The organism is Arthrobacter sp. S41 (genome assembly GCF_004320535.1).
Taxonomy (GTDB): Bacteria; Actinomycetota; Actinomycetes; order Actinomycetales; family Micrococcaceae; genus Glutamicibacter.
The window spans coordinates 1,102,991-1,123,261 of sequence record NZ_SIHY01000001.1; the positions used below are offsets into that span (position 1 = coordinate 1,102,991).

Below are 20,271 nucleotides of genomic sequence, written 5' to 3' on the forward strand. Positions count from 1 at the left end.
TTTGGGTCCCACAAGCTGATGAGAGCCGTAGAACTCGTATACCTAAATCTTGAACGAGCGAGTACAAGCTTTTGATCCCTGCGTCACATTCTTCCCCTGACGCAGGGCTAAATCTATTCACATGTCGCAAAAGTCGATGGATCTTGACCATCTGCGATTTTTTCCAAAGCAGTATGTGCTTCTGAAAGAGTCGAAATCTTCAGGACATTCAGGCCATCGGGCACACGTCCTACTACTTCATTGCAGTTATCTGCCGGCGCTAGGAAGATCGTTGCTCCGGATTTCTTGGCAGCGACCATCTTCTGAGCGATTCCGCCGATAGGTCCGACAGTTCCGTCAGCCGCGATCTCGCCGGTGCCGGCTACGTGGTGCTCCCCCGCCAAAGATCCTTCGGTCAGTCGATCAATGATGGACAACGCAAACATCATGCCTGCGCTTGGTCCACCAACGTTTGAGAGTCCAAATTTCACACCGATAGGGAACTTATGTTCGGTTCCTAAGAAGATGCCGAGCTGTCGTTCTCCGTTGTCGGCTGCTTCGGTTTTGACTGTGACATCAACATTTTTGTAGTCGCCCTGCTTGTCGGCTCGACCCACGGTCAACGTTGCGGGCTTCTCACCATTGGCGTTGAGCTGTTTTTTCAACTCTTCAAGGGACGAAATGTCTTTGCCGTTGTATTTGAGCAATCGGTCGCCCTTTTTCAACAACTTAGAGTTGAGCTCATTTGAGAAGTCAGCAACGGACAACCAAGTTTTGTAGTCGTAGCCAAGTTCGGTCATGGCCGCAGCAATGGCCAAGTCTTGGGATGAAGTCATCATCCTGTCGTTCTGTTCATTTTGCTGCTGCGACGAGGTGTTGTGAGCCATGATGGTTTCTTCAGGCACGACATCTTTGGTCGGATTGAGCATTGCTTCGAGAACAACCGGAATTGTGACGCGGTTTTGTCCGCCACCCTGGACGTAAACAGTGAGCAGATCAAGTTCGCTGTCGGATGCGTACGTCTTTGCGCCCTCGATAGAGACGACGTCTTTACCCTCGTCTTTGCCCAAAGTATTAAAGACTGGGCCTGGCGAACGAATCATAAAATTCGTTGGCAAGAACATCATTACGCCAACCAGCAACAGAGCTATGACACCGGCGCTGGATCGTTTGAGGGGCTTAGGACCTCGTGGTTCATGACTGTTATCGTCACGTTCCACCATCGCGTCTTGTGCTTCCCGTTCGTGCACTGGTCTTGCTCCCGCCAACTATCAAAATATCTGTAGATCCGCCTTGCAGACGTCACCACTCTTAGCCTACTGAACCTTGTGGTCTAAAGGCATCAGCAATATGGCGTATTCAGTGTGCCGAAAGCGAACTGAAGCTAAGATTCATGGGAACTTTTTGCGTGGCACGGTAGTTTTAAAGGCATGGCACAGAACCCCCCGAATAACCGCCCCAACGGCGACGACGACGATAACAACCCGCAGGATCCACTTTCTGCCATGTTTGGTCAGCTCTTCGGTGGCGGATTTGATCCCAACAATCTTCCTCCGCAGTTGCGCGATGCGCTCGGCGCCCAGGGTGACCCTGAAACAATGCAAAAAATGATGCAGCAGGCCCAAGCAATGATGTCTGCAATGATGAGCAACAACGCCTCATCTGGACCAGTCAATTGGAAGCTCGCTTCAGACACTGCGTTGCAGGCTTACGCCAGCGATGATCCTGAAGTCTCGCCAGCACGCCTGAGCGCCATCAGCGACGCATCAAATTTGGCTGATCTCTGGCTGAACAATTCAACTGCGTTCGAGTCCAACGGTCAGGTGACTGAAGCGTGGACTCGCAAGCGTTGGTACGACAAGACGTTGGCGACGTGGAAGCAGGTTACCGAACCAGTTGCTGAGTCTGTTGCTACCGCCATCACTGCAGCCATGAAAGATCAGATCCCTGAAGAGATGAAGGGCATGCTGGGCAATTCCGACGGAATGTTCCGGAACCTCGGCGCCAGCATGTTTGGCATGCAGTTGGGTACGGCCTTAGGTGGTTTGGCTACTGACGTCCTAGGCGGCACCGACATCGGTCTTCCCTTGGCCGGTGGTACTCCCGGAATTATCGGGACTAACGTTGCCAAGTTCGGCGACGGTTTAGAAATCCCGGAGCAGGAAGTGCTGCTCTACGTCATCCTTCGGGAGAACGCCCATACCCGTTTGTTCAGTCGTGTTCCGTGGCTCAGCTCGAAGCTCATCGGCGCTGTTGAATCCTATGCGCGCGGCATCCATATTGACATGTCCCGTATTGAAGAAGCAGTGCGAGATATTGATCCTTCAAACCCTGAAGCGATGCAATCGGTACTCGGTGAAGGTCTGTTCGCTCCACAGCGGACCGCCGAGCAGGACAAGGCTCTAGAAAATCTTGAGCTGACTCTGGCTCTGATTGAGGGCTGGGTTGACCACGTTGTTTCGTTGGCCGCCGCAAACCTGCCTTTCGCTGAACACCTGCGTGAGACCATGCGTCGACGCCGTGCTTCGGGTGGACCAGCAGAGTCGGCATTCGCCTCATTGGTTGGCCTGGAACTGCGTCCACGCAAGCTGCGTGAAGCAGCAACATTGTGGGAGCACCTCCACGAGGAGCGTGGAATCGACGGTCGCGATGCAGTCTGGGATCACCCAGATCTGATGCCAACCGAAGAAGATCTCAAAGACCCATCAACTTTCACTCAGCGCCGTGAATTGGCAAATGAAGAATTTGATGACTTTGATGCAGCTCTGAATAAGTTGCTCTCCGGAGAATTCGACAATGTTGACCCGGAAACCGATCCGATGGATCCAACCGATCCTGAAGCGGATGATTATCCGCAGAAGTAGTTTGTATGTAGTAAGCGAATGTCGGGGATGAACGAATAACGTTCATCCCCGACATTGTGTTTTAACTAGCTTTCGTCGTCCTGACCAAATCCGTCAATTGCTTCGGCATTCTGTCCGTGTTCTGCGGCGTGCGAGTTATAGCCTGCATGGAAAGCATCAAGGTATAGGTCAGCATCTGCGCGACGTTGGAACCTGTTGAGTAGCTTTTGAAATTCAGGACCATGTCCTGCCCGTGGTGCGGCCAGATGCGCTAGCTCGTGGACCAGAACGTAGTCGCGCACCCATGCGGGCATCTGCTGAAGCTTCGAAGACAGTCTGATGGTTCGTTGTGCATAGGATGCCGAACCCCAACGCTTGTTTTGGTTGGTAACCCACCGGACAGATTGAGCTGCAGCGGCTCCGTCAAAGTAGAACTGATCTAGCTCGGCGGCACGCTGTTCCAACGCCGAGTCGGATTGTCCGAGTTCTTTTTTCTGCTGTTTCTGACGGTATTTCTTCAGCATCTCGTCGACAAAAGAGCGTTCGGTTTTCTCGTCGAGTGTCGCAGGAACTTGGACTACAAGCTTGTTTTCACGCCAGTACGAGGAAATAGTTTTTCGTCGTTTTTTGGACCGAACGATTTGAACTGGGATGTTATCCGCTGCAACGAATTCAACGGTGCTTGGATAAGCGGGCAACTAACCTTGCTCCTTTTACATCAATCGTGGGTGCCAAACTACATGCTGTGCCCTTGCACTGCGCGATGCGGCCCAAAGCTAATTTTAACTGCGATGAGATTCCAGAACAGCAATAACTGCTTCTCCGTAGCGATCCAACTTACTGCGGCCCACACCAGCAATTTTGGAAAGGCCCTGCAGCGAGTCCGGCTGGTGTTCGGCAATCGCCATGAGCGTGGCATCCGTGAAGATGACAAAGGCGGGTACCGAATTGGAATGTGCTACCTCTGAACGCCAACCACGCAAGCTATCAAATAGCGCTTCGTCATAGGCCGCAGGGCAAGAAGCACAGCGTTTGAGCTTTCGTTCTTTGGCGCTGGTCAAGAAGGTACCGCAATTGGTGCACACCGCGGGCGTGACCTTTTGTTCGCGTCTTTTGTAAGTGCTTTGTTGCCTGCTGCTCGCCTGACGAACCGATTTGATGCCGTCTAGAAAACGTGAGGGATAACGGTGAGCTCGGCCGCCCGGCGTACGGGCCAACGACCACGAGAGGAACAGGTGGATGCGAGCACGGGTGATTCCCACGTAGAGCAGTCGGCGCTCTTCGTCGTAGCCGGCCTGGTCTTTCGCATAGGAAATCGGTACCAGACCTTCACTGAGACCAACAAGGAACACCGCGTCCCACTCCAAGCCTTTGGCGGCGTGGAACGAGGCTAGGGTGACGCCGTCCAAAGTCGGTGCATGCTGAATCGCGGCACGATCTTCCAACTCTTTGACCACGTCATGCAAAGTAGCTTCGGTCTCCTGCGCTGCTTTCAGGGCCACTACTTCATCGGCCAATCGAACTAGGGCCGATAGCGATTCCCACCGCTGGCGTACAGCCCCGGTTCCTCCGCTTGGTGCAGTAGCTAAGTAGCCATGAGATGAAAGGATGTCACGGACCATCTGAGGAACGGGGGTATCTGCAGCCACGCTCAGCGCAGCACGCAAGGCGAGCATGCCCTCTTTTACTTCTCGCCTGGAGAAGAACCGTTCAGCTCCACGCATCACAAACGGAATGGAATGTGCACTCAGTGCCTGTTCAAAAGCCTGAGATTGCCCATTGGTCCGGTACAGAATGGCAATTTCAGAAATGTCTTGTCCATCGCTGAGCAGCTTTTTGATACGCTGAGCGACTTCTTCGGCTTCGTTTTCGTCGTCGCTACATTCAAAGAATTCAGGGGCAACTCCGTGATCACGCTGGGCGATCAGTTCCAACGGCTCAGGCCAAGTTACGTTCCGGTCTGGAACGTTGGATTCGACTCGGCGAGTGGATAGGACCTTGTTCGCGAGGTTGACCACCTCGGGAGTTGAGCGGTAATCCCGAACAAGTTTGACGACTTTTGCTTCAGGGAAACGAGTGCCGAAATTCAGTAGGAAGTCCGGGCGGGCGCCAGTGAATGAGTAGATCGTCTGCGACGCATCACCCACCACGCATAGTTCGTTTCGCTCGCCGAGCCACAGGTCAAGAAGTCGCTGTTGCAACGGCGAAACGTCCTGATACTCATCAACAACAAAGTGCCTATACTGCTGGCGTACGTTGGCTGCGACTTTCTCGTTGTCTTCAAGTATGGCAATGGTCAGGAGCAAGACGTCTTCAAAGTCAATGACTCCGCGATCGTCTTTGAGTTCCTCGTAGGTCTGGAAAATTCGTGCCATACTCACCGGTTCTAGACCGTTGGGCATCTCGCGGGTGGAAGCAATCTTGGCATAGCTCTCAGGTGTATGCATAGAGACTTTTGCCCACTCAATTTCTGAGGCGAGGTCTCGCACCATGGCCCTGTCGCTGGAAATGCGCAGTCTTCGCGCTGCCTCAGCAATCATGGGTGCTTTGTGCTCAACCAGGTTCGGCAAGGTTCCACCGATGGCCTGGGGCCAGAAGTACTGCAGCTGTCGCAAGGCGGCGGCGTGGAAAGTTCTCGTCTGTACCCCTGATGCACCGAGCTGACGCAATCGGGTGCGCATTTCGGCAGCGGCCCGCGTGGTGAATGTTAATGCCAGGACGCTCGTCGGGTTGTAGATCCCGGTGTGCACTCCATGGGCAATACGGTGGGTAATCGCACGGGTTTTACCCGTTCCTGCGCCCGCCAGAATACACAAAGGACCGCTGAGGCTCTCAGCTGCTTGCCGTTGTTCAGCGTCCAGTCCAGCCAGCAAATCTTGTGCTGGTGGAACGTCGTATTCTGTCACTTGCTCAGGGCCTCCGGAAGGGGTTCGCCGTACCAACTACGGATCAACGCGTGTGCAATTGAAACGCCACGAGGTATGTCAATTGTTCCCGATTCCAAATCTTCGCGTAGTTCAGCTCGGGTGAACCAGCGCAAGTCCTTGATTTCGGCACCGTCAGGAACCAGTTCTTCGCTGAGTGCTTCGGCAGCGAATCCAAGCATCAAGGATCGAGGCAATGGCCAAGGCTGTGAACCTCGGTAGGCTACGTCGCCAACTAGTACTCCGGATTCTTCAAAGATTTCGCGGTGTACTGCAGATTCCAGTGACTCCCCTGCTTCAACAAAACCAGCGAGCACCGAATACATTTTGGATTTGAAGTTCGCGTTGGAGCCAAGAAGCAGACGATCTTCACTATCAATCACCGAAGCGATGATTGCAGGATCAGTGCGGGGAAATAATTCATGGGCATGTTGAACACAGGTCTGACCCCAACCCGAGTTCGAAGACTGCACCTCGGAACCACACTTAGGGCAGTACCGTTCCGAACGCATCCAGTTGGTGATTGCCTGGGCTTCAACGAGTAACTCAGCTTGTAGCGTTGGAAGAATGGTGAAGGCTTCGCGCAGGGTGAACCACTTTTCGATGCCAAGGTCCGCGTGTTCTTGTGAATCAACGATGGCAAGCACATAGTCCGTTGATTGCGCAGTGCCCAGATAGACCAGACGCTCTGACTCGGTAGGTTCATAGCTAGGGCCGGCGAGGAAAAAGAGCTCTTCTCCCTCTGCTGCGGCGCCTCGCTCAGAGATCAGCATGACTTTGGTCGAGCCTGTTGCAAGCTTTTCCCGTAGAAGATCCGGATTCGGTTGTTCTGTCAATGGACGCTCAATGAGCGAACTTGCAAAAGGTAGTCCGGTTAAAGGAGTTCGATACTTGTCTGCCAAGGCCATACTTCTAATCTAGTCCACTTGCCTTGCACCTGACCTACTTCAAACCGGGTGTGGATAGCCACGATGGAGAAGAATCACCCTCGACTCTGAACGTTCGCGGTGAATCCCACCATATTCTGTGCGTCATTCAAGCGCTAAGGTCACGATCTCGCATACGGTGGAACATGTGAAACGCTCTGCCATGGAACTCGCCGCAATTGCAACAGCCGCCGTACCCGGATTAGCTCCGGTTGGTTTCGCGGCGCTGTCAGACGACGCAGAAGATTTTGATTCAGCGCTGATTGTCGATGCGGCAAAGCACCGCTGGCGCGTCCGCTCCCCAAAACACGATGAAGCAAGCATGCGCTTGGAAGCGGAACTTTCCGCTTTACGGGCCTTCTCTGCCAAAGTTCGTACGTCGTTGCCATTTGCGCTTCCCTCGGTGGCCGGTACCGTCCGTCAGGGCACGCTGCGCACCTTCGTCTACAAAGACATGCCCGGACGTGTGCCAACACTTGATGAGCTGGTCGATAAGGGCAGCAACCTAGCCAAGGCCCTGGGCCAGTGCATGGCAGCAATACATCAGATTCCAGACGAAGCTGTTGAAGTTGCTGGCCTACCCACCTACACCGCTGATGAGATTCGACAGCGCAAGCTCAACGAATTAGACACCGCAGCTGCTACCGGCAAGGTTCCGAGCGGTCTATTGCGTCGTTGGGAACACGCGATGGAAGACGTTGCGCTTTGGCGCTTCAATTCTGCCGTTGTGCACGGTGCATTTGACGAGGAACAACTACAGATTTCGCATTCCAGCATCACCGCCGTCAAGGGGTGGACTGATTTGCATGTTGGTGACCCTGCCGATGATTTTGCATGGTTGTCTGCCATCGAAGACCAGAGCTTTACTGACCGAGTATTTTCCTCATACATGGAAGCTCGCGGCAAGGCTGCAGATCCACACATCATGCGTCGTGCTGCTTTAGCCGCCGAATTTGCGTTGGCTCAGTGGCTAGTGAAGTCGTTGGATTCCAAGGATCCTGAGCGCATTGCTGAAGCAGACGAAATGCTTCGCGAATTGGATCACAACATCGCCGAGTTCGGTGGCCAGCCACTTTCGGTAGTTGAAGCTCCACGTCCCCTTGCTGCGGAGCCTGCGGCTGAAGTTGCGAAGCCAGCTCTGCAGGTCCAGGATTCTTCGACTGAAGAAGAATCGGTTCCTGCTCCGGTGGCCATCAACGACACGACAACTCCACGAATTAATACTTCTAAGGTCTCAGCGCTCTCGGATTCAGAAGATCAGGCCACTACTTCACAGCCGACGGGTCTCGCGAAGCCGGCAGCTGAAGGTACTGGTGCTGGGGTAGCAGCTTCGAAACCAGCTGTTGAGTCGTCGGCAAAGGACACTGATAAGAGTGAATCCGAGTCAGTCTCCAAAGAAAGCAAGCCGGAGGAAGATCAAGAGTCTAAAGACTCTGGTGTAGCTCCACGCGTCTCCAAGCTTGAGCCAGTCGAAGAAGAAGAAGAACCAGAACTGCCAGACGACGCCAAGAAGTAGTCTTTCAAAGACACTTCTGGCGTCGCCAGGCTCTAGCGGTCGAGCTGCTCGAATGCGTTGGTGATCATCGCTTCGAGTTCAGCTTCGTCCGAGAGGTGTTCTGCACGAATGGTCATCCCGGCGGCTACGTAGTAGAACGCAGCCTTGATATCTTCTAATGCGATGCCGTGAAGACGGGACCAGCCGAGTCGGTACACCGCCAGCTGAACTAGTTTGCTCTTCAGGTCCTTCCCATGCGGAACTCGCCCAGTTTTCCAATCGAGTAGCAACCACGTGCCGTCTTCCATCTGGAACACCGCGTCGATCCTGCCTCGAACGGCCACCGGACCGACACGGGTTTCCAAGGGTACTTCCACATAGGCCGGTTGAAGTTGCGACCATTCGCTGGCCAGGAATGCCTCTTTCATGGACTCCAAGTCCAGAGCCTGGTCAAGATAGTCATCCGCGGGCTCGACAATCTCGCCGAGATCCAACATAGAAGTCTTTTCGTAGAACTCCTCAATCCACGCGTGGAAGGCAGTTCCTCGGCGCGCTGCAAGTCCCGGACGCCGCGGTACCGGGCGCCTGAGATTTTCCAAAACCGAAACCGGGTCTTCAGCCAACTCAACAAATAGCGAGGCCCGGACGTGCTCGGGTGCTTCAACTCGCCGTTCGCGATTGGACAGGAATTCACGCTGGGCAAGCAGCCTGCGCGCTTCATCCGCCCATTGTTGCCCCTCTTCGGTCAGCAACTGGGACTGCTCGCTTTCCTTGAGCACGTCTTGAGCAATTTCCTGCATGACTTCGCGGCGCGAGTAAGGGAATTCGGTGCGGTTCATACCGCCGGTAATCTGTGGTCCTTCCAACGGATCGTAAGGCCATAAGGCTTCCAAGGGTGTCAGTCTGCTGGGATTTTGTTCCGGAGCGTCTTCGTCCTTAACCCAGACACCAATTTCTGCCTTGGGATCGTTACCTTCGGCCAACGGGACTAAAGCCGAAAAGAACTGCGACGGTTCGGTCGGCTTGCTTCGTGTGGCAGTCCAAATGCTGCTACTGCAGATGAGCAATGATTTAGCACGCGTTACCGCTACGTAGGCCAAGCGCCGCTCTTCAGCTACGTGGTGGTCCTCAACTTTGTCTTTAAAAATGGACTCTGCTTCCAGCAATTCCTTCAGTGCTGGTTGGTCCGTATCCCATTGAGGCAGATCCTTGGCGTCACCGCGCAGCTCCCACGGTAGAGCCTTGTCACCGCTAGTCCAGCGATCTGATTTGGCTCCTGGGAAGACACCGTCATTCAGGGACATGACGGCCACGATGTCCCATTCCAGGCCCTTCGAAGCATGCACGGTGAGCAACTGGACGGCGAGCGGGTCAGCGTCTTCACTCGGAAGCGGCAGTCCCTTTTCTTTCTCAGCGGCTTGTTCTAGCCACAACAGGAATCCTGCCAGCTCCACGCGGGGTGCATTCCGAGAATAATCACGGACTACGTCAGCAAATGCGTCCAGGTTTGCCCGCGCTGAAGCTAGATCAACCCACGGACGTACGGCCACCTCAATATCTAGATTCATGGCCCGTTCGGCCTCACGGATGAGGGTTTCCAAGTCATCGTTGGCTATCAATCTCAAGGCAGCTAGTTCTTCTTTTAGCGAGGTAAGCCGTAATCGACCTTCGGCGCTCAAGCTACGACCATCGGCGCTCTGCCATCCCTCGGCAGGAAGGAAGTCCAACGCTTCAATGAGGCTAGCTGCGTCATTAAGTTCAGCACGCGCTGACTCTTCGACGATCTCCTGTGCTCCAGTTGCTTCGTCAGAGACTTCCGCTGGCCTAAGTCCCTTGGCTCTGCGTCGTTCTAATTGACGTGACCAGTCAGCAAAGGCTGCCAGATCAGCAGTTCCAATACGCCATCTAGCCCCTGAAAGTAGCCTCATGAGCTTGTCCGAACGTAACGGGTCTACCAGTACGTGCAAGCATGCAACCAGATCCGTAACCTCGGGGGTGCTCAATAGTCCAGATAGGCCCACCAGCTGATAGGCGATACCCCGCTCAGCGAGGACCTCACCCATAATGCTCAACTGACTTCGATTACGCGAAAGTACTGCGCTCGTTTTGGGCTCATCTACGGCTTTTCTTGATTCCGAGATGATCTGATCAGCAATGGCTTCAGCTTCTTGGCGAACTGTCGCGCAACGATTGAGAATGACTCGACCAGGCTGCGCAAAGGCAGAGGGTTCCAATGGCTTAACGGTGACCGGGCCGGTGTGTGGCGATCCACCGGCAGTGATTTGGTTAGCAGCAGAAAGCACGTTGACGGTATTGCGCCAAGCAATCGTCAGATGCTTCACGTGGGCAATTTGGTGCTCTTCACCGCGAACAATGGGGAATGTTTCTGGGAATCTAAAAAGCTGACCGGCGCTAGCTCCACGGAAACCATAAATTGATTGGTTAGGGTCCCCCACCGCAGTGACCGGATGTCCCTTGCCATAAAGCTGCGAGAACAGCACCATTTGGGCATGGGAAGTATCTTGGAATTCGTCGAGCAGGACAACCTTGTGGCTAGCCCTTTCGGCGAGCGCAGCGGCAGGGACCTCCTGGGCAATCCGTGCTGCGTGAGCGACTAGATCCCCGTAGTCCATCACCCCGAGCTTTTTCTTTTCGCGCGTGTATTCCTCGGCAAGCTCTGCAATAGTGGCGCGGGAGGCAAGCTTGTCGATGAGTTTGAGTGCTACCTGAGTCGGCGCCTTGTCCTTTTCGGCGTCCATCGGCAGAGCGCGCAATCTTAGAACCAGATCATCAATCCATTGATGAGCTTCAGGTGCGGTGACCAAGTGCTCCGAAGCTTCGGAGCTGAAGGAAACAATGGCGTCGATCAGAGTGCTCGTGGCGCTATTGAGGTGGTGGTAGTCCCCCGTGTACTTTTCAAGGACTGTATGCCCCAGCTGCCAGGACTGTGCTGCGCCAAGTAGTGCGCTGTCTTCTTCTAGTCCAAGACGCAATCCGTGATCCTGTACCAGGGTGTTGGCATAGGAGTGATAGGTGGAAACGGCTGGGTCAAGGAAGTCTCGAGTTTCTTCTTCGCTGAGCAGTCCAGTAGCTACCAACTGCGCAATTTTTGCGCGGATACGAACGGAGAGTTCCCCGGCAGCCTTGCGGGTGAACGTGACGCCGAGAATTTGCTCGGGACGCACCAACTGGTTGGCGACCAACCAGACAACTTTGTCCGCCATGGTTTTGGTCTTGCCTGAGCCTGCGCCGGCGATGACCAGCATGGGCTCCAACGGGGCAGCAATAATTTCAGCCTGCTGCCCAGTGGGTGGGAACTTCTCGCCTAAGGCTAGGGACAATTCTTCGGGGGTGTATTTGATGTTGCTCATGGTTCGGTGACCTGTCGTCCTTCGGCGCAGAGGGGGCAGACTTCGGGCAGGGTGCAGTTGCCGAGGATTCCTGCGGCACCTGCAACGTGGCGAGTAATGAACTCGCTGTGCCCCATGAGCTCGGCGGCCTCAAGGATCAAGGTTTTCGCCCAGTCTTCGCCATCAAGGGAAGGTTGTTCTCGAATGGTGGGACTTTTGGTTTTGGTGCCGACGTAGACCAATGAAGCTCCCGCAGGCTGGTTGGACAACTCTTGAGTGTCCGGGTTTTCTTGTAGGGCCCCGAGCTGGATTGCTGTTTGGTACACGCCTAACTGCGGATGTTCCAAGGTGTCATTTTTGCTTGGTGCCATCGATCCGGTTTTCAGGTCAACGACCGTTACTTTTCCGTTCGAATCTGCCTCGACACGGTCGATGATGCCTCGCAGCTGCACCGCTGTGCCATCTTGCGTTGGTACTTCAATTTGGAACGGCATCTCCCGTGCCACCAGTTCTCTACCTTCTTGCCGCATGGAAATGCAGTACTGGGCAAATTTCTTGAGCATGTCGCTAGCGCGGTCAAAGTCTCGTTGCCCTTCCCAGTTATCGAGCTTTTCAAGTTCTGGCCAACGCTGCTCAAGGATTTGTTGATATTCGTGTCCGCTGGCGTCTGGGTGCTCTTCTGCAATGGAGTGGATGAGGGTACCGAGTGATGCGGCAAAGTCGTGTGCTGCTGTGCCGCCGGCGCTTTGCACAAACCAGTTAAGCGGTGATTTAACCAGGGTTTCAACTTTGGACGGCGAGACACGGCGCGGCTGATCTTCTGGCACCACCGGTGCGCTGGAAGACAACGGGCGTAGTCCCCACCAGTGATCTGGACGTGCGCCACGTACAGGCTGTTGGGTTCCGGCCAACAACGCTAAAACTTGTACCGCGTCTTGGTACTGGGCTTGGGGGTCAGTTCCCTCTGGGGCAGCAATCGCACCGAGCAGTGCGGCCTTGCTTTGTTCAGCGCTCTTGCGTAGCTGGGCCACCAGTGTGGACAGCGAACGGATACGCGGCACCGATGTGGGTTCCCGTCCGTCGGGCCCCGGTGGTTCAACTAGGTCGAGGAAGGAAGATGGTTGACTGTCTTCGTTATCGACAGCCGTGCAAATCAATTGTTCTGAAGCTCGCGAAACTGCGTTGCTGAAGCTGCGCAACTCGTCATTGCGAATTTGGCGGACCAAATGTGTGGGTGTGCGGGTGGTAAGGAAACCGACCCCATGTTCGGCAGCGTCTGCGAGGGCGTTGGATCCTAATAACTCACCACGCAAACGCAGGTTAGGCCACGACCCCTCTTGCAGACCGGGGATAAACACCACTGGCCATTGCCTGCCCGCGGCAGCAGCGGTGGTCAGCACGGTCACCGTGTTGCCGCCCGCGGCGCGGGTAGCCAAGGAGTCCATCGGCAGATCCTGGTTCAGGATGTGGTCAATAAATTGCGGCACGCTGGCGCCTGGCAGCTGATCCACAAATCGCTCTGCTGCTTGGAATAGCGAGAGTACGGCGTCGAGGTCGTGGTCTGCTCTACGCGCTGAGTTCCCTGTACCAAGTGCTTCGTCGCGCCATGCTTGGGCTCGACCGGAGGCTTCCCACATGGACCACAACGCAGTTTCGGGAGTTGCGGTGCCTGACGCTAGTTCGGTATTTAGCGCTGTGTACATTTTCAGCAGACGTTGAAGTCCGAAGGCCGGCTTGCCTAGCTCAGCTGCCAGCTCTGGTTCTTGGAGGCAGGCTTCAAGCAACTCTTGGCTTGAACGCCGTCCACCGTTGGCGGCTTCGCGCTGGCGTAGCAGCTGGCGCAGGCGTCTGATTTCCAGTGCCGTGCTCATGCCGTAACGCGATAACAGCAGGTTTTGCATCAGCAACGGATCGTCAGCAACGGAGTTGTTGTGAGCCAGTTCTAGTAGGTCCAGTAGCGGACGGACCGCCCCCTCGTCCTTAAGCGGAATCTCTGCCGGTGGGATTTGGACCGAGATTCCCTGTCCTTCTAGGAAACGGCTAAAGGAACGGACTTGGGAACCGTTACGGACAACAATTGCCATCTCGGAGAGACTGCGGTTTTCAAAGAGGTTGAGCTGAACGATGCGCTGGGCGATGAAGCGTTCTTCCAGCGTTGAGTTTTCAAAGGTCAAGGCAACACAGACATCGGTGGCGCTACTCTGCGGTGGCTCAATCGTTCGCCCACGACTGCCAGCGGCTACGGGTACACGACGTACAATTCGTTGCCAAGCCTGCGTGATCAGGGCAGACATTCGATATCCGTGGGTCAGTTCAATATAGGTGACTGTTGTAGAGCTGGTGTAGTTCTGTTCAAATCGATGCAATTCATCGGTGCGTGCACCACGAAATCCCTGAACTACGCTGTCGGGCGCGGCAAACGCAACTAATGCCCGGTCCTTGCCCAGAAGCGCTAGAAGCCGATGCTGTGACAGTGTTGCTTCTTGCAAGTCATCTACCAACACCAATTGGAGCCGATCTTGTTCGGCATGAAGGAACGACTGGTTATCTTCAAGAATTTCGGCAGCGCGGGTGATTAGCCCTGCCGGGTCAAAAGCCTCGGCACTTCCCAGATCTAGAAGATCCCTGTATTCCTGATAAAAACCTGCAGCTGCCAGCCATTCAGGCCGCTGAGCTTGTTCACCTAAGCGCTCAACGTCGGCAGGTTCTAGTCCAAGTTCTGAGACTCGGTCAAAAAATTCACGGACCTCTTTGCGGAATCCACGAGTCTCAACGGCTAGTTCTAGTTCCTCGGGCCACTGCGGTCCAAGAGTCAGTCCTTGGGAATGTCCCTCAAGCAAGTTCCCAATCAAGGTGTCCTGCTCGGGACCAGAGAGCAATCTTGGCGGACGCTCTAGGAACGGCAATAGCCCTTCCACTCTTGCGCGTCTAATGAGATCAAAAGCGTAGGAGGACCATGAACGAACAACCGGTTCGGTAAAGGTCTGTTCAGCACGTCGGCTTAGCTCATCACGGATTGAAGCGGCCGTCATACGGGTTGGCGCGATAATCAGTAGGGACTGCGGGTCCAAGCCGGCATCCAGATGGGCAACAGCGGTGCCGATCAGCGCACGAGTTTTGCCCGTACCGGGTGCACCAGTAACTAAGACCGGGGTACGCACCAATTGAAGCTGATCCACAATGTTTTCGGGATCTGCCATAAGTTCGCTTCGTGCATCGTCCATGGTTACAGTTCATCATCCATTTCCGACATTTTGGGGTTGCCCAACGACGATCTGAGGATATCTATTTCATCCCAGGCAGCGGGGGTTGGGTTCCACCGGAACTTATTCATATCCACTTTTTTCTCTGGAAGCGCCAGCTTTTCTTCATTCCAATGTTCCAGCGCAACAGGCATCAACGGATCAGCGATACTTCCGTTAGCCCTCAAAACACGCCACCAAGGCGTTCCGCCAGGGGCCAGCGCCATCGCCTTGCCTACCTGGCGAGGCCCACCACTGCCGAGCAGCTCGGCCACATCGCCGTAGCTCAGAACTGCACCCGCGGGAATCAATCGGGCCAGCTGATGGACGGCCTGGCCATATTCGATTGGTTCCTGAACTCCAGCTTCATTCATAGTCCTATTCTGCCAACTAGCTGCCGTTGATCCACAACATGCGCGTGTGGCCGCCGCTGTGTCCTTCTCAGCCTGTAGCGTTGTGCCTATGAATGAATGGCACAAGGGCCTTGCAATTGGCTTTGACTTGGAAACTACCGGCGTTGATACAAACACCGCACGGATCGTTACAGCATCAGTGGTGCTCTTAGATGCACAGAGCAATGTGGTTAACCGTCGTGAGTGGTTAGTTAATCCTGAAGTCGAGATCCCGGAAGCTGCAACTGCGGTTCACGGTATTTCCACCGAAAAGGCTCGCGCTGAGGGTGCACCAGCCAAGCAGTCTGTTCAAGAAATCATCCAGCTGTTGTCTTTCGCCTCCGAGCAGTCACCGATCGTCGCGTTTAACGCGTCCTATGATTTTTCGGTTCTTTACAATGAGGCCCTGCGTCATGATCTGCCACCGTTCTTCCCGGGCAACGTGATTGACCCGTTCATCATTGATAAGCAGGTCGATAAGTTCCGCAAGGGCAAGCGCACGTTGAGCGCGGCCTGCGAGTTCTATGGTGTTGTTCTAGAAAACGCGCACACTTCCTTGGCTGACGCGGTTGCCTGTGTAGAGGTGGCCCGACAGATCGGTGAGCGCTACCCGCAGCTGCACGTCGAGCCGCAGGTTCTTCACGGATGGCAAATTGGTTGGGCTCGCGAGCAGGCGGAAAGCTTCCAAACTTACTTGCGCAAGACCAAGCCTGAAGCCGTTGTGGACGGTGCGTGGCCCATCATGGAGAGGTAACTCACACACAAGACAAGCGCCTATGCCTGATGTCACAGATACCTTAGGTGCCGATGCGTCATTCCGCGGAAGTCAATAGTTCATCTTCTGTCACAATTTGAAGAACAATCTTCGAGATGTCAACCTTTATGACTCTCGACTAAGAATCTTGAGGCGATTTTCGGCCCTATTCGGGCGATTTAGTTCGATGGTGGTTGAATGGAGGGTACTCTCTCTACCCATTTGAGAACTGAAGGAACCCGCCTAGTGATCACAGTTAGTGACCTGCGCAAGGTCTACCAGCAGGGCAGCAAAGATGTTGTTGCCCTTGATGGTGTCAGCCTTGAAGTCCCCACCGGGAAGATTCATGGCATCGTCGGACATTCAGGGGCTGGCAAGTCCACCCTTGTTCGCTGTTTGACCCTGCTTGACCAACCAACCTCTGGCACCGTAGCTGTCAACGGACAAGAACTGACCAACGTCAGTTCAAACGAGCTGCGCAATGCTCGCCGTCGCATCGGCATGGTCTTCCAGCACGCCAATCTTTTTGACTCGCGCACGACCGAGCAAAACGTTGCCTACCCACTGGAATTGGTTGGAACCCCCAAGGACCAGGTTGCTGCCAAGGTAGCTGAACTACTGGAACTAGTTGGTTTGACTCAGTTCGCTAAGGCGTACCCATCACAGCTTTCCGGCGGTCAGCGCCAGCGTGTAGGTATTGCCCGCGCCCTGACGACCGACCCCGACGTTTTGCTCTGCGATGAGCCAACGAGCGCACTGGATCCTAAGACTACGGATGAGATTCTTGAACTGGTCAAAGAACTCCGCGACCGTTTGAACATCACCGTTCTGATCATCACCCACGAAATGCACGTGGTAAAGCAGGCCTGTGATTCTGTCTCGTTGCTAGAACGCGGCAAGATTGTTGAAACCGGCTCCATTGAGCAGGTCATCACCAACGCCACCGGAAACCTCGCCTCGACGTTGCTACCACTTCCAGGCGATGCACCACGCGCAGAAGGTTCCGGCCCAGTACTGGACCTGCTCTACACCGGTCAGCAGGCCACTGAGCCCGTCATTTCTTCTGTAGCTCGCCAGTTCAACACTGATGTAAACGTGTTGGCCGGTTCTGTAGAGCAGCTTGGTGAACAGCAGTACGCGCACCTGCGCTTGCAGTTGAACGCTGATGCGGACTTGGACGCCATCGTGAACCATTTGACCTCCAACGGCATCGCCGTAACCGTGAAAGGAGCCAAGTAGATCATGGATTTCTTTACTCCAACAGTCCTCAAGGCCATGGGCACCGCCACCGTTGAAACGCTTGAGATGGTTGTTATCTCCGGTGTCATCACCATCGTTATTGGCCTAGTTCTCGGCATTCTGCTTCACGTCACTGGCAAGGGCGGATTGACTCCAATTCGCTGGATGAACGTCGTACTTTCCGGAATCATCATCAACATCACCCGCTCGATTCCATTCGCCATTCTCATGGTGTCCTTGATTCCGTTCTCCGCCTTGGTGGTTGGCACCTCGATTGGCCCAATCGCTGCCTCGGTTTCACTGACCATCGGTACTATTCCGTTCTTCGCCCGTCTAGTGGAAACCGCCCTTCGCGACGTTTCCTCCGGCAAGGTTGATGCAGCGCTGGTCATGGGTTCTACAAAAATGCAGACCATCCGCAAGGTACTGGTTCCCGAAGCCATGCCAGGCATCATCGCAGCGGTTACAACAACCGTAGTGACGCTGATTGGTTACTCTGCAATGGCCGGTTTGGTCGGCGGTGGCGGTTTGGGTCGCATGGCTTACACCTACGGCTACACCCGCTACAACATGCCAATCATGATCACCACGATCATCGTTATCGTCATCATGGTGCAGCTTGTGCAGATCGTTGGCGACTTGATTGCCCGCAAAGTCGATCACCGCTAAAACAAATAAAGACTTCCATCGGTCTACCGGTGGAGCCGTGGACTATGTCATGACACGGCAATCCTCACTCGCAACCGAGCCCCACGGCTCCAACTCAAAGGAAGACAAGTTATGCGTAAAAAGCTCACACTTGCAATCACCGGCATTGCCACCGCATTTGCACTCACCGCTTGCGGTAGCAGCTCACCATCAGCTGATGCGAATGCAACCTTGGACCCAGCAAAGCCTGTCACCATCAAGGTAGGCGCCAGCCCAGTTCCACAGGCTGACATTCTTCGCTTCGTTGATGAGAACCTAGCCAAGGATGCTGGCATCGACCTGGACGTCGTTGAATACGACGATTATGTTCTGCCTAACACTTCGCTAGAAGATGGATCGCTGGACGCCAACTACTTCCAGACCGAGGCATACCTGAAGACTGAAACCGAAGAAAAGGGCTACAAGTTCGCCCACGGTGCCGGTATCCACGTAGAGCCAATGACCGTCTTCTCGAAGCAGTTCAAGGATCCTAAGGAAGTTACCGAGGGCACCACCGTTCTGCTGAACAACGACCCAGTAAACCAGATCCGCGGCATGCGTGTTCTGGAAACGGCTGGCCTGCTCAAGAACATCGCTGATGACGATTCAATCCTCACCGTCCAGGACGACAAGGAAAAGAACCCTCTGTCTCTCAAGCTCAAGGATGCCAACGCTGAGCAGGTAGTTCAGTACTACAAGAGCGACAAGTCCATTGGCGTTGCTGTGATCAACGGTAACTTCATCGTTCAGGCAAAGCTGAACAAGGATGAGATGCTAGCTCAGGAATCCGGCGACAACAACCCAAACGCTAACTTCCTGACCTGGCGTGAAGGCGAAGACACCGCCGCCATCAAGAAGCTTGAAGAGCTTTTGCACTCCGATGAAGTTCGCGCCTACATCAAGAAGACTTGGACCGACGGCAGCGTCATCCCAGCTTTCTAATCTCCACTTTTGAATAGGAGCACCGCTCCTAGTTCGAAGCATTCCACAGCCCGAGTTCCTCACGGAACTCGGGCTGTTTTGCGTTCCGGAAGAATCTATAATCAGAAGATTTCAGGGCACAAGAAAGCCCGGGGCAGGCGGCACCAGAAAATATGGTTCCGCCTGCCCCGGGATCTATTACTCTTGTTTAGGCCTTCGCCTCGGCAGCAGCCTTGGCTGCTGCTGGAAGGGCTGCAAAGATCTTCTCCATTGCAGCATCATCGTGAGCTGCCGAGACGAACCATGCTTCGAAGACACTTGGTGGCAGGTAAACGCCTGAGTCAAGCATGGAGTGGAAGAACGGCGCGTAGCGGAAGACTTCCTGGGCCTGTGCATCAGCGTAGTTGTGCACGCCGTTTTCGGCCGTGCCGAACGCAACCGAGAACAACGTTCCGGCACGCTGGATCGAGTGGTTCAGGCCCTCGGCGTTGAACGCCTCGGTGATAGCTGCCTGCAATGCATCAGACTGCTTGGTCAGGTGCGCGTAGACCTCTTCGGTCGCATTGCTCAACTGTGCGATACCAGCAGCCATAGCTACAGGGTTGCCCGAGAGCGTGCCAGCCTGGTACACCGGACCCAGTGGCGCCAAGTAGTCCATGACGTCGGCACGACCGCCGAGCGCAGCAGTAGGAAGGCCACCGCCGATAACCTTACCGAAGGTGTAGAGGTCTGCGGTCCAGCCCTCGACCTTTCCGGTCAAGCCCCAGTAGCCCGAGGAAGAAGCACGGAAACCGGTGAGCACTTCATCAACGATGAGCAGTGCGCCATGCTTGGCGGTGGTTTCCTTCAGAAACTTGTTGAAGCCCTCTTCAGGGGTCACCACACCCATGTTGCATGGAGCTGATTCGGTAATGACCGCAGCGATATTGGCACCATGCTCAGCGAACGCAGCTTCAATGGCGGTGCGATCGTTGTATGGCAGCACCAGGGTTTCTGCGGCGGTGGCCGCGGTAACCCCAGCGGAACCTGGCAACGCCAAGGTAGCCAGTCCGGAACCTGCATCAGCCAGCAGGCCGTCCAGGTGTCCGTGGTAGCAACCGGAGAACTTGATGATCAGGTCACGACCGGTGTAGCCACGAGCCAAACGAACCGCGGTCATGGTGGCCTCGGTACCGGTAGAAACCATGCGCACACGGTCTACACCGCCCATCCGTGACTTGATCAGCTGACCGAGCTTGGCCTCATCCGGAGTGGACGCGCCAAAGGACAGACCACGATCAACGGCGGCGTGTACCGCAGCTTGGATCTCTGGGTGCGAGTGGCCGAGCAAGGCTGGGCCCCACGAGCAAACCAGGTCAACATATTCCTTGCCATCTGCATCGGTGAGGTAAGCACCCTTGGCGCCAACCATAAATGGTGGAATACCGCCGACTGAACCGAAGGCGCGTACTGGCGAGTTCACGCCACCAGGCATGACCTCGCGGGCCTCGGCGAAGAGCTGTTCTGAGTTAGACATCAG

General features: G+C 54.9%; 14 protein-coding genes. 6 read left to right on the plus strand and 8 right to left on the minus strand.

Annotated features, from left to right (window positions below; all coding sequences use genetic code 11):
* Positions 1-113: 113 nt before the first annotated feature.
* Positions 114-1,229, minus strand: a complete 1,116-nt coding sequence (locus EYR88_RS05040; protein ID WP_131088607.1) for a S16 family serine protease — start codon at positions 1,227-1,229, stop codon at positions 114-116.
* A 180-nt stretch (positions 1,230-1,409) separates the two neighbouring features.
* Here EYR88_RS05040 and EYR88_RS05045 point away from each other — a divergent pair, with 180 nt between their 5' ends.
* Positions 1,410-2,843, plus strand: a complete 1,434-nt coding sequence (locus EYR88_RS05045) for a zinc-dependent metalloprotease (RefSeq protein ID WP_131088608.1) — start codon at positions 1,410-1,412, stop codon at positions 2,841-2,843.
* 65 nt (positions 2,844-2,908) lie between these two features.
* On the opposite strand, the gene EYR88_RS05050 is transcribed toward EYR88_RS05045, so the two are convergent.
* From EYR88_RS05050 to nudC, 3 genes are all read right to left on the minus strand, one after another.
* A complete protein-coding gene (locus tag EYR88_RS05050; RefSeq protein ID WP_131088609.1) occupies positions 2,909-3,520 on the minus strand; it encodes a M48 family metallopeptidase in 612 nt (203 codons plus the stop codon).
* A gap of 84 nt (positions 3,521-3,604) precedes the next feature.
* Entirely contained in the window at positions 3,605-5,728 is a 2,124-nt protein-coding gene (locus tag EYR88_RS05055; RefSeq protein WP_131088610.1) for an ATP-dependent DNA helicase UvrD2, read from the minus strand.
* Entirely contained in the window at positions 5,725-6,519 is a 795-nt protein-coding gene (gene nudC, locus EYR88_RS05060; protein ID WP_165477279.1) for an NAD(+) diphosphatase, read from the minus strand. The genes EYR88_RS05055 and nudC overlap by 4 nt, the downstream gene beginning before the upstream one ends.
* A 301-nt stretch (positions 6,520-6,820) precedes the next feature.
* Here nudC and EYR88_RS05070 point away from each other — a divergent pair, with 301 nt between their 5' ends.
* Positions 6,821-8,188, plus strand: a complete 1,368-nt coding sequence (locus tag EYR88_RS05070) for a phosphotransferase (RefSeq protein WP_131088612.1) — start codon at positions 6,821-6,823, stop codon at positions 8,186-8,188.
* Between the two features lie 32 nt (positions 8,189-8,220).
* Here the strand turns inward: EYR88_RS05070 and EYR88_RS05075 are convergent, their stop codons facing one another.
* The 3 genes from EYR88_RS05075 to EYR88_RS05085 are packed head-to-tail and all read right to left on the minus strand — an operon-like array spanning position 8,221 to position 15,133.
* Positions 8,221-11,538: an ATP-dependent DNA helicase gene (locus tag EYR88_RS05075; protein ID WP_131088613.1), complete on the minus strand. Its 3,318-nt coding sequence runs from the start codon at positions 11,536-11,538 to the stop codon at positions 8,221-8,223.
* Entirely contained in the window at positions 11,535-14,741 is a 3,207-nt protein-coding gene (locus EYR88_RS05080; RefSeq protein WP_131088614.1) for an ATP-dependent DNA helicase, read from the minus strand. Before EYR88_RS05080 ends, EYR88_RS05075 begins: the two co-directional genes overlap by 4 nt.
* Positions 14,742-14,743: 2 nt before the next feature.
* Positions 14,744-15,133, minus strand: coding sequence for an MGMT family protein (locus EYR88_RS05085; protein WP_131088615.1), 390 nt, complete (start codon positions 15,131-15,133; stop codon positions 14,744-14,746).
* Between the two features lie 88 nt (positions 15,134-15,221).
* Here EYR88_RS05085 and EYR88_RS05090 point away from each other — a divergent pair, with 88 nt between their 5' ends.
* The 4 genes from EYR88_RS05090 to EYR88_RS05105 all read left to right on the plus strand — a co-directional run bounded on the left by EYR88_RS05090 (position 15,222) and on the right by EYR88_RS05105 (position 18,773).
* Complete coding sequence (locus EYR88_RS05090; protein WP_131088616.1) at positions 15,222-15,905, plus strand: 3'-5' exonuclease; 684 nt, start codon at positions 15,222-15,224, stop codon at positions 15,903-15,905.
* A 246-nt stretch (positions 15,906-16,151) separates the two neighbouring features.
* A complete protein-coding gene (locus tag EYR88_RS05095; protein WP_131088617.1) occupies positions 16,152-17,144 on the plus strand; it encodes an ATP-binding cassette domain-containing protein in 993 nt (330 codons plus the stop codon).
* 3 nt (positions 17,145-17,147) lie between these two features.
* Complete coding sequence (locus tag EYR88_RS05100; protein ID WP_131088618.1) at positions 17,148-17,813, plus strand: methionine ABC transporter permease; 666 nt, start codon at positions 17,148-17,150, stop codon at positions 17,811-17,813.
* A gap of 111 nt (positions 17,814-17,924) precedes the next feature.
* Positions 17,925-18,773 (plus strand): MetQ/NlpA family ABC transporter substrate-binding protein, encoded by an 849-nt coding sequence (locus EYR88_RS05105; RefSeq protein WP_131088619.1) that lies wholly within the window; start codon positions 17,925-17,927, stop codon positions 18,771-18,773.
* Between the two features lie 187 nt (positions 18,774-18,960).
* Here the strand turns inward: EYR88_RS05105 and hemL are convergent, their stop codons facing one another.
* A complete protein-coding gene (gene hemL / locus EYR88_RS05110) occupies positions 18,961-20,268 on the minus strand; it encodes a glutamate-1-semialdehyde 2,1-aminomutase (protein WP_131088620.1) in 1,308 nt (435 codons plus the stop codon).
* Between the last annotated feature and the right edge of the window lie 3 nt (positions 20,269-20,271).